The organism is Bradyrhizobium sp. 157, from assembly GCF_023073815.1.
Taxonomy (GTDB): Bacteria; Pseudomonadota; Alphaproteobacteria; order Rhizobiales; family Xanthobacteraceae; genus Bradyrhizobium.
The window spans coordinates 200,578-209,652 of sequence record NZ_JADPKF010000060.1 but is presented as its reverse complement, the minus strand read 5'-3'; the positions used below and the strand labels follow the sequence as shown (position 1 = coordinate 209,652).

General features: G+C 59.3%; 14 protein-coding genes and 2 pseudogenes. 11 read left to right on the top strand and 5 right to left on the bottom strand.

Going from position 1 to position 9,075, the window contains the following annotated elements:
• Together IVA95_RS13445 and IVA95_RS13440 are read right to left on the bottom strand one after the other, a co-directional pair.
• The coding region (locus IVA95_RS13445) for an IS110 family transposase (protein ID WP_247510911.1) at nt 1-462 on the bottom strand (462 nt) is incomplete at its 3' end.
• A gap of 131 nt (nt 463-593) precedes the next feature.
• On the bottom strand, nt 594-1,019 hold the full coding sequence (locus IVA95_RS13440; protein ID WP_247510910.1) for a tripartite tricarboxylate transporter substrate-binding protein: 426 nt from the start codon (nt 1,017-1,019) through the stop codon (nt 594-596).
• Between the two features lie 378 nt (nt 1,020-1,397).
• Between IVA95_RS13440 and IVA95_RS13435 the strand changes: the two are divergent.
• Together IVA95_RS13435 and IVA95_RS13430 are read left to right on the top strand one after the other, a co-directional pair.
• Nucleotides 1,398-1,639 (top strand): annotated as a pseudogene (locus IVA95_RS13435) (hypothetical protein).
• A complete protein-coding gene (locus IVA95_RS13430; RefSeq protein WP_247510909.1) occupies nt 1,636-1,914 on the top strand; it encodes a hypothetical protein in 279 nt (92 codons plus the stop codon). The pseudogene IVA95_RS13435 and the gene IVA95_RS13430 overlap by 4 nt, the downstream one beginning before the upstream one ends.
• Nucleotides 1,915-2,523: 609 nt before the next feature.
• Here IVA95_RS13430 and IVA95_RS13425 read toward each other — a convergent pair.
• Complete coding sequence (locus tag IVA95_RS13425; RefSeq protein ID WP_247510908.1) at nt 2,524-2,736, bottom strand: hypothetical protein; 213 nt, start codon at nt 2,734-2,736, stop codon at nt 2,524-2,526.
• 173 nt (nt 2,737-2,909) lie between these two features.
• Here IVA95_RS13425 and IVA95_RS13420 point away from each other — a divergent pair, with 173 nt between their 5' ends.
• The 4 genes from IVA95_RS13420 (at nt 2,910) to IVA95_RS13405 (ending at nt 4,712) form a co-directional block, all read left to right on the top strand.
• Nucleotides 2,910-3,140: a hypothetical protein gene (locus tag IVA95_RS13420; protein WP_247510907.1), complete on the top strand. Its 231-nt coding sequence runs from the start codon at nt 2,910-2,912 to the stop codon at nt 3,138-3,140.
• Between the two features lie 204 nt (nt 3,141-3,344).
• Nucleotides 3,345-4,007 (top strand): SOS response-associated peptidase family protein, encoded by a 663-nt coding sequence (locus IVA95_RS13415; RefSeq protein ID WP_247510906.1) that lies wholly within the window; start codon nt 3,345-3,347, stop codon nt 4,005-4,007.
• Entirely contained in the window at nt 4,004-4,264 is a 261-nt protein-coding gene (locus IVA95_RS13410) for a hypothetical protein (RefSeq protein WP_247510905.1), read from the top strand. Before IVA95_RS13415 ends, IVA95_RS13410 begins: the two co-directional genes overlap by 4 nt.
• A 103-nt stretch (nt 4,265-4,367) precedes the next feature.
• Nucleotides 4,368-4,712 (top strand): response regulator, encoded by a 345-nt coding sequence (locus IVA95_RS13405; protein WP_213257188.1) that lies wholly within the window; start codon nt 4,368-4,370, stop codon nt 4,710-4,712.
• Here IVA95_RS13405 and IVA95_RS13400 read toward each other — a convergent pair.
• The gene (locus IVA95_RS13400) at nt 4,689-4,904 is read right to left on the bottom strand and encodes a hypothetical protein (RefSeq protein WP_213257181.1); all 216 of its coding nucleotides are present in this window, start codon (nt 4,902-4,904) and stop codon (nt 4,689-4,691) included. The two genes, IVA95_RS13405 and IVA95_RS13400, sit on opposite strands and share 24 nt — an antisense overlap.
• A gap of 330 nt (nt 4,905-5,234) precedes the next feature.
• Between IVA95_RS13400 and IVA95_RS13395 the strand changes: the two genes are divergently transcribed.
• Entirely contained in the window at nt 5,235-5,432 is a 198-nt protein-coding gene (locus IVA95_RS13395; RefSeq protein WP_247510904.1) for a hypothetical protein, read from the top strand.
• Nucleotides 5,433-6,214: 782 nt separating this feature from the next.
• A complete protein-coding gene (locus IVA95_RS13390) occupies nt 6,215-6,472 on the top strand; it encodes a hypothetical protein (RefSeq protein WP_247510903.1) in 258 nt (85 codons plus the stop codon).
• 35 nt (nt 6,473-6,507) lie between these two features.
• Here the strand turns inward: IVA95_RS13390 and IVA95_RS13385 are convergent.
• Nucleotides 6,508-6,671, bottom strand: a pseudogene (locus IVA95_RS13385) (DUF3606 domain-containing protein); the annotation flags it as partial.
• Between the two features lie 113 nt (nt 6,672-6,784).
• On the opposite strand from IVA95_RS13385, the gene IVA95_RS39010 reads away from it, so the two are divergent.
• The 3 genes from IVA95_RS39010 to IVA95_RS39000 all read left to right on the top strand — a co-directional run bounded on the left by IVA95_RS39010 (nt 6,785) and on the right by IVA95_RS39000 (nt 8,155).
• Nucleotides 6,785-7,303: a hypothetical protein gene (locus IVA95_RS39010; RefSeq protein ID WP_346658003.1), complete on the top strand. Its 519-nt coding sequence runs from the start codon at nt 6,785-6,787 to the stop codon at nt 7,301-7,303.
• A gap of 92 nt (nt 7,304-7,395) precedes the next feature.
• Entirely contained in the window at nt 7,396-7,656 is a 261-nt protein-coding gene (locus IVA95_RS39005) for a hypothetical protein (protein ID WP_346658002.1), read from the top strand.
• Between the two features lie 178 nt (nt 7,657-7,834).
• Nucleotides 7,835-8,155 (top strand): DUF2934 domain-containing protein, encoded by a 321-nt coding sequence (locus tag IVA95_RS39000; RefSeq protein WP_346658001.1) that lies wholly within the window; start codon nt 7,835-7,837, stop codon nt 8,153-8,155.
• Nucleotides 8,156-9,075 lie beyond the last annotated feature (920 nt).

The window sequence follows — 9,075 nt, the reverse complement described above, 5'->3', positions numbered from 1 at the left end:
GATGCCCCGCTCCAGCAGGAACGCACGGATCTGATTGATGACGCCGGTACGCTGACCGACCAATCGATAGCGGACGCGGTGCAGTGCCTGAAGGTCGAGCTGTTCGGCGGTCTTGGTCGCGACGAACTTCATCGTCGGGCGTTGGACAGCCTCGGCGATGGCTTCCGCATCTCGGAAGTCATTCTTCTGTCCCTTCGAATACGGGCGCACGTACTTCGCCGGCATCAGGCGGGCGTCGTGGCCAAGCATCTGGAGCTTGCGGCTGAGATGATGGACGCCGACGCAGGCCTCCATACCGATCAAGCACGGCGGCACGTTGGCGAGCCGCGTTTCCACCTGGCCGCGTGACCACTTCTGCCGCAGCACGATGGCACCGCGGTGATCATGACCCACGATGTGGAGCGAGTTCTTGCCGATATCGATGCCGATCACGGCGATCGCCGCGTTGAGTTTCTGAGACATGGCGTGCTCCTTGTCTTGAGCGCCCCTTGCCAGCTTCTCGTGCTGGCAGGGCCGGAGCACGGCCGGACCATCCCATTAGCGGACATAGACCGGCCGAAATCCCTTAGTTCGGCAGTTCCCCCTGCTGCTCATCACCGTTCCATATTGGCTGCCAAAACCACGCTGCTCCATTTCTTGACCTCGTCAGAGATCAGTTTGGCAAAGTCAGCGGGTCGCCCGCCAACAGTCGTGCCGCCCAGATTGGCAAGCCGGGCCCGGAATTTCGGATCGGCGATGCTGACGTTGACTTCCTTGTTCAGCTTTTCAATGACTACCTCCGGCGTGCGTTTTGGACCGCCGAGGCCGAATCGCTTGCCTCGTAACCTGGCAAGGTTTCGCCCAGAGCCGGAACGTCCAGCAATATTGCCGAGCGCGCCACTGGCGTTACCGCCAGGGCGCGGAAACTGCCGGCCCTGACATATTCGATCGATGAAAGTAGCGGGCCGAAATCGCTTCGCCGATCGCTTGAGGTGCGGGTGCACGGTGATATGGCGAACGGAACACTTGATCGGTGTCAAGTTCCACTCAGCTTACGTGTCCAAGGGATTACCCCGCCAGAGTTGCGGACGTGACAAAGTAGCCGGCCCGGCTCTTATTTTCGCCGATAGTGTAGATTCTGCGCTCGGACAGGCGCGCAAGAGGACGGCTCCGGAACGCGCATTCCGAACCTCCGAGCCGGAGCCGCCCTCCCGTAAGACAACGGCGCCGTAAGCTTCCGAAACCGATGCTCCGTATCCTACCTCGAGCGTGGCGCCCGTCATGGAGCTGTTTCGAGCTGAGAAGATTGCCACTGTTCACTACCAATCAAACTATGACTGCCGTTTCTGCGGAGGAAAGCTCACTCTCGTCCGGACGATCGTGGAATCTGAAAGCGGAATTGTGATTCAAATGTTTGAATGCCTGCAGTGCGGAGATCGCACTTGGATCGCCTAAGCAAGAATTCCGCTGCTCTTGTTCACTCCGCGCCCGAATGGCAGGCTGCAATGGAGGCGCTAATCCTCGTTGCAGAGAACGACGGCCCCACGATGCTGGCCAGGATCGGCGCCATGCGGGCGTTGAACCGCGGCCATGTCCGTGAGTTTACCAGCCAGGGAAAAAGCATCATTGGGGGCGCCGGAAGCTGAAGAGAGACCAATGAAAACGGTCTGGATTTACGTAGATACCAGCAAGCAGGTCGGCGACCGTGACCATCTCAAGGTGTTTGCAAACTCGGACCTTGCCGATGAGTGGTTTCTGGTGAACGATCCTGAAGGCGCCGTGTTTGAATACGAGGTCATAGGCGCCGTGATGACGAAACTGAGTAAGGCCGCTGACGGCATCGCCAAGACCGAAGTTGATCATCACAGGAAATGCTCGGCTGCGGGCAGTGGTTCGATATGCGCGGCCTTCGTCAAGTGTTCGAGCATTTCGTGACGCGGGCGACCCCTGGCACATCAAGGTCTTCGCCAGCGAGGACGCCGCGGAGAATGGTTTGAGGAAAACGATCTCGAAGGCGTGGCCTTTGAGTACGAGGTGATTGGCGCAGAATAAAAATGGCCCCAGCGCGCGGCGGTGCGCTGAGGCCTCCAAAGTATTACCTTCTGAACAGCCAGACAGGGTAGTGGGTACCCATCTGGCTTACCGATCGAAGCGGCAAACGGTGGCAACGTCTGCCCCATAGTGAACAGAACGCGGAAGATCGTTGAGCCCGCCAGCCCCTGCGGGTCCTTTCCTTAGGAACCTGCAGCCTTGCCGAGAATCGATTCCGTCGCTCCCGGGGGATTGTGGAGTCAAACCGGGAGAAAGTGGCGGCCCCAGCTAGGTTTCCAGCGCAAGTTGGGGCCGTTTCTTATTTCCGCGTCTTTAGCTGAGACTGATCGGGAAAGAAGCAAGACCTGAGGAACATGCGCCTGCTGGGGGAGTCATTTCATAGCTTCCGGGGGACTTGCCCCCAAGCCCCACCCCGGAAGAAGGCGGCCCCAGCTTCTTTCCGTCTGGCTGGGGCCGTTTCCATTCAGAAGCCGGCGAGCCAGCGGTTGAGGCTTAGTGAGATTTCGAGATCGCCCGTTGCAGCGTGCGAACCAAATCCTCCGCAGCCTCTTCCATCGTGTCTTTTTTTCTCAAATGCTTAATCATCGCGACTAGCGTGTTGATCAAGACGACTTGGGCCATCGGCGGCGAAATCTGTCTTTTAGCCAAGAGCGCCCGGATGTCTCGCGTAAACGCGACGCATTCGACTTCGTAGGCCTTCGTCATCTCTCTCCGCACTTCAGTACTCCAGCCAGTGAAAAGAGTTGAGATTCCAGACACGCCTGATTCGTCAGGCAAGCTGGTGGCGGGTGGGTGGCAAAAAGCCGTCGCTATGACGATCTTCGTGACGGCTAACTGCCCTAGGGGTTAATGGATCGTTACTGGCTGAGCTGGACACGATGATCGAACTGATCCGCCGCCGTGATCCTCATCGTCCCGACCGCTGGAAGATCTATCTCGGCGATGTATGTATCGGCGATATCGGCCCACGCGCCGGTGTTCCCACCACCGTAGACCAATTGGAGTGGTACTGCGGTTTCGGTCCGCCGGCGCATCGCGGTGTCGACGCTGCGGGCACTGCTATCGATTTACACGACGCGCGACAAAAGTTCGAAGCTGCGTGGCGATAATTGCGGACCGCCTTTACGGACGACGACTTTGCAGCGTACCGCTATGCGCGTGCCTGGACTGCATGGAAGCAGGCAATGTGGGCGACGGGCTGCAAGCTTCCGACCAAACCCAAGAAGGCCGCGCACGGTGCTTCTGCGGTGCAGAGATTGACATCGCGAGTATGGATAGGCACGTCACGGCAGCCCACATGACCGAAACTGCCGATGTGTAATCTCTATTCAATCACCACCAATCAAAGCGCGATCGCTGCCCTCTTTCGCGTCATGAACAGCTATGTCGGCAACCTGCCGCCGATGCCGGGCGTGTTTCCAGATTATCCCGCGCCAGTCGTGCGTAACACCGGCGCCGAACGTGAGCTCGTCCTGATGCGCTGGGGCATGCCACCACCGCCGCGGACGGGCGGACCGCCGGTAACCAATATCCGCAACACCTCCTCGCCGCACTGGCGCGGCTGGCTGAAGCCGGAAAACCGCTGCCTGGTGCCGTTCAACAGCTTTGCGGAATATGCGCCGGAGCCGAACCCGGACACCAAGAAAAAGGACGTCGTCTGGTTCGCGATTAACGATGATCGGCCGCTGACCTGCTTTGGCGGCATCTGGACCGAGTTCAAGGGTGACCGCGGAACGAAATCGAAACCGATTCCGGGCCCGCACCAGGTCTACGGCTTTCTGACGACCTCGCCGAATGCCGTCGTCGAGCCGATCCATGCGAAAGCCATGCCGGTCATCCTGATGACGGACGAAGAACGCGACGTCTGGATGCGCGCGCCGTGGGATGAGGCCAAGGCGCTGCAGCGGCCGTTGCCCGACGACGCCATCAGGATCGTCGCTCGAGGCGCTGACAAGGAAGACAAGGCCGCCGCATGAAATACGCCGATGCCCGCCCCTATGCCGACCTGGAAAAAGCTGCGCGCAAGATCCTCGAGATCGAAAACGCGGTCGAGCCGGTTCAAGGGCGTATCCACATCGAGAAACTCAATGAGCCGTTTCTTTTTCGAGATGGCGGCAGCCCGGCCGAGTACGGCGCTGGCCTCAAGCTCGCGATCGACCGCGGCTGGTTCACGCTGCATGAGTCAGGGACTTTCGTCACTTTCACCCCCGCCGGCGCGGAGTTGTTCGCTTAGCTGCGTCAGCCCAGCACAACCGATCCATTCGAAGATTATGCCGGCCGCGGACCGCGATTGAACGATTGCGAATTCCGGGATTTGTCATTGACCGGAGGCAATGATGTCCAATTTCATAGCCCTTGTTGTGGAGGATGATGCGTTCCAGCGCGAGTGCCTCGCCGATCTCCTGAAAAGCGAAGGTCTCGAGGTGGTGGAGTGTGCCAATGGAGAGGTCGCGGAACTGGTGCTTGCTTCAACCGGCCCTGAACTGCGGGCTCTCGTGACCGATGTAGAGCTTGGTGGTGAGATGTCCGGGGTAGAACTTGCGCAGTATGCAAAGCGTCGGTTCCCGGGCCTGAATGTCGTGTTGGTTTCTGGACATGGCCCGCCCTACGTGCCGCACGACACCCACTTTCTTATGAAGCCCTATGAGCCCCAGCAGCTACTTGACGCAGTCCTGAAGTGAGTGAGCGCGACGCCGGCGCTTTGTAGTGTGGCCAAGTAAATGCTTGAGGCCCTCGACCGCTAATCCGTGCTCATCGCCGTCTTTTTCTTTCAAGAAGCGGGAGACCTCCTCCCGGACTTCGGCCTCTTGTGTCGGTGTGAGATTGACCATCATGCCGTAGGTTTGCATTACACGATCAATGGCCGCTTGCATTTGAGGTCCTCCCAGTTCCCAGCAAAGGAACTCCCGAAGGAGCAAGGAGTTCCGGTGATAACGCCGCCACAAGTCCACCTTCGCCTAAAGCCGACCTGGCCTTGAGCGCGTTAATTCACCTCCGCAAAACTTGGAGGCGCACTGATGACCCCTACTCCAGTGACGTACCTGAGCCAAACTCCGAAAAGTTCCTTGGAGGGAACGAAATAATCCTGCGGCCAGCCGCTCCTAGCTGGGCGCAAAATGTTCCCGTCACCGCACGGTCCGACGGCAGTTATCGGTGATGAGAACGCCGGTCGCGCTCCCGCCAACCTCGCGTGGAGCAGCGCCATGCAGCGACGCCGTTTCAAACATGTGGTGTCCTTTCCCGATGACCTTACCCGAGAGGCCGAACGCTTACGCGCGGAAGCCGAGAAACTACCGCCCGGAACGGAGCGGCATGACCTCGAACATAAGGCCCGTCAGGCCGAGACCGGCGCCCATATCGACGAGTGGCTGAAGTCGCCCGGTTTGCGACCCCCGGAATGACGAGGGCAAGGTGCGTAGCGTCAGGAAATATTTGGAGAGAGCGGCGGAATTCGAAGCACTGGCTGCGTCAGCTACCGTTGATGTATTGAGAAAGTGATATGACAACATCGCGGCTTGCTATCGTCTGCTCGCAAAGGAGCGAGAATGGCTGATCGGAACGGGCGCCATTGAAGACGACCGATCGATCACGGTTCAGCCATCCGACACAGCCAAAAATGATTCCTATATCTCGAACTCGACGTTTCCTTTAAGGTCGATCAATCACCGCGCGATCAAATCGGTAAGCTATCGGTGACAGAGAGACGCTACTGCGCTCCCGCCTCGTCGGAGAGCGACAATGCCTCCACCATCAATTCCAAAGGTCATCTCAGGCAAAGAGCCGGTCAGGTGCCGATGCGGCCTTGAACCTAAGCTCGTTCACAAGGTTCATGATCCTCGGAAGGATCAAACGGTCCGTACGTATCAGTGCTCATGCGGAGAGCAGGCTTGGATCGCCAGCACAGAGTAACGCGAATGAACCTAGCCGCACTTTGCGCCGACATAAGCTTACTGGAGGATGCGATTTCCAGTTCCAGCGCACCGCCACTGAGCATTATTCGGCTCGGTGGCGGTTTCGTTTTTAGTGGAAAGGGCCCAGCGCGACGCTGGGGCCCTTCCTTGCGGCTTAAGTGTCGCATCGGGAAAGTGCGACTATCATTTTAATCCGCCCCTCCGCGGGCGGTTCCTAACGTTCGAGCCGGCGCTTCGGCCGGAACGATCCAGTCGGGCTGAATCTAGGGCGTATGAAGAAGCGCAATTATTTCGACTTGCGAGAGGGTGACGATATTGCTCCAGATGAGGAGGGCATGGAACTAACCATTGAAGCGGTGCAGGAGGAAGCGCCTCGTGCGCTTGCCGACATGGCCAGGGACACGGTCCGAAGACATCCACGCGGCGCGGGACACGACATGGCAATCGACGTGCGGGATGACGATGGACCGGTATTACAAGTCAAGTTCACCTTCAATCAGTCGGCACAGAAACTAGAGCCGTCGCAGTAGGCGGCCACATGCATAGTGACGATCGTCATCGGCCGGCGGCGCTCGACCCGCTTGCGGCTGCTGCCGATTCTCTTGACCGCCTTCTTCACGGCAGCCGCCGATAACCTTCTTGGCCTCATAAACGCACTTCGTGGTCCTGTCCTCCGCCGACCCGCGCCCGGTCCTGGTTACGCCCGCGGCTCGATTGCTTCTTTGCCATCCCGCGACACCTCCTGTTACACGGCAACGCGTCATAATGGCGCCCGCTCCAGTTCTTCCCAACGGAACGATTCAGCTCAGGTCAATTTGAATCCGCATTGCGTGGAGTTCATCATGCGCAGGTTCAGTTGGACGCCGTCGATCGTCCCGAGCGGCAATGATGAGGCGGTTTACTTGGTGGCAGATGATTTCGGTCGATTGGGCCGCGCCTGGCGCGAAGCCGATTACGAGGCGACCGATCTTGAGACGGTCATTCAGGGTCTGCTGACCGGCCAATATAGCAACCCTATCCGTGTCGTCGCCTTCAATACCGCCGAGCGCTGGTCGGAAGACATTTCCGAAGACGTCGCCCGCGAGCTACGCCGTCGCTGCGATCTGCAGATGCGCGAACTGCCCGCTGCGATTTCTGATTTTGTCGAACGGCACGAGGACCAAGATCGGCGTCAGTTGACCCTCAGCTGGTCTGAATCCGACTCGCATTTCATCTGCGGTTGCCTATTTATCCCGCATGCCGAAGCCTGCGTTCGACCCCTGCATTCCGACGCGCGGGGTCAAGGTCCCTGGTCGGCCGGAATGGCTCCACGAGATCAAGCACGACGGTTATCGGCTAATTGTTCAACGTGGAAGGCATAGCGCGTTCGGCTGTTCACCCGCAACGGGTACGACTGGAGCCACCGTTTCCCGCTGATCGTCCAGGGCGCTTTACGAAACCGTCAGACCTCGTTGTGATCGACGGTGAAGCCGTGCTGCTCGGCGTCGATGGTAGATCTGACTTCAACGGCTTGCACTCGCGCCAGCACGACGAGGAGGTCCAGTTCTATGCCTTCGACATGTTGGCGAGCGACGGCGACGATATCCGTAACCTGCCGCTCACGATGCGAAAGTCGAGCTTGGCCAGACTCCTTGCGCGGCGGGTGGACGGCATCTTCCTGAGTGATTTTGAACAGGGAGAGATCGGCCCCGACTTATTCAGGCATGCTGCCTGATGGGGCTCGAGGGGCTTGTGTCGAAGCGCGCTGGTAGCCGCTATCGTAGCGGACGCTCGCCCGATTGGGTGAAGGTCAAGAACCGCCAGCATCCCGCGATGGAACGGGTCATGGAGGCAATGTCATGAGCGTCGCGCTCATCGCCAGGAACGGATCGGCCCGCCGCGCATGATAGGGCATGACACCTGCAGATGCAGAACGGTATCGCCGAAAGGCTGAGGAGTGCCGCGCTAACGCGAGGACGGTAACTGACGACGCCGATAGAGCGGCGTGGCTTCGGCTCGCTGAGGTTTGGACGGAACTGGCGCGATCCCCGAACAGGGATGACGGCGCATCGGGTAACGCCGAAGAAGAAATCAAGAAGCGCGCTTATGAGATCTGGGAGCGCCATGGCAGGCCAAAAGGCAAGGAAGACGAGTTTTGGCAGCAAGCGGAGCAAGAACTGCGAAACCAGGATAAATCGTCCCCCACGCCCGGCACGAGAGCGGAAGGTTCTTGAATTCAACGCACAGCGGCGCCGATCTTTTTGCCTAAGCCAAAGCCCGAGCTCCGGGGACGTCAGAGCTGAAAGCAGCCGTCACCCAAGGATGCGCCGGTATCGCAGCATTGGCCAGCCGTCGCCTCTACAACATAAGTTAGTCGCACTCTAAGCCCTTAGAACCCACTGCCTGCACCGACATTGATTTTCCTTTGCTGGAGGACGCTCGTCGATGCGGTACTGCCCCCGGTGCGACAATACGCGGTGGTTTCATCTCGACCGGCCGTTCTTGGGTGGCAGGGCCTGCGGCTGCGGCGGCGCCGGCGCACCATGCCCCGTCTGCAACAAAACCAATCCGGCCGATCCCGACGACGTCCCCGCAATGCCGGCCGGCTTCACCTCCGATCTAGGCACTTTTCGGGCATTGCGAGGTTGGAATAAGCCGCGTTGGTCCGGCATCCAGCGTGGTAAGGCCCGACGGTAGACTCCTCTGTCGACTCCTCAAGCCGACCGTCGGGCTCTTGTAGCCGCCGCGAGTGCAGTAAATAGCCTTCCAGCTTCCAATTCCGATTGCGTGCGTTTTCGCGCGCGATCTTGAGGTGGTAGTGTGAAGTTGCAACCGCAGAGAAAAGGATGAAGCGATGAACTTCGCTCCCCTTCTGGCGGCACCACTGCTGACGCCGGGCTCCCAGATGCGCCGTGAAGCCGTCGGCAAAGACCGCATCGCGAAGTGAGCCAGCTGCAATCAACGTGAAGCAGCACGTGGCGCAATGCCGCCTTTTACCCGGCGCTTCAAAGGGAGCGAACGTCTGAATTTGGCACCTTTGAGACATGCCCGCCCACCCTGAGAATGTCCGTCGCCGGCATAGACCGGAAGCCGCCGTGGTCCGGCCCGAACCGGACGTCGCGGTCCCTGCGCAACAATCTCTTGGTATCTCCAC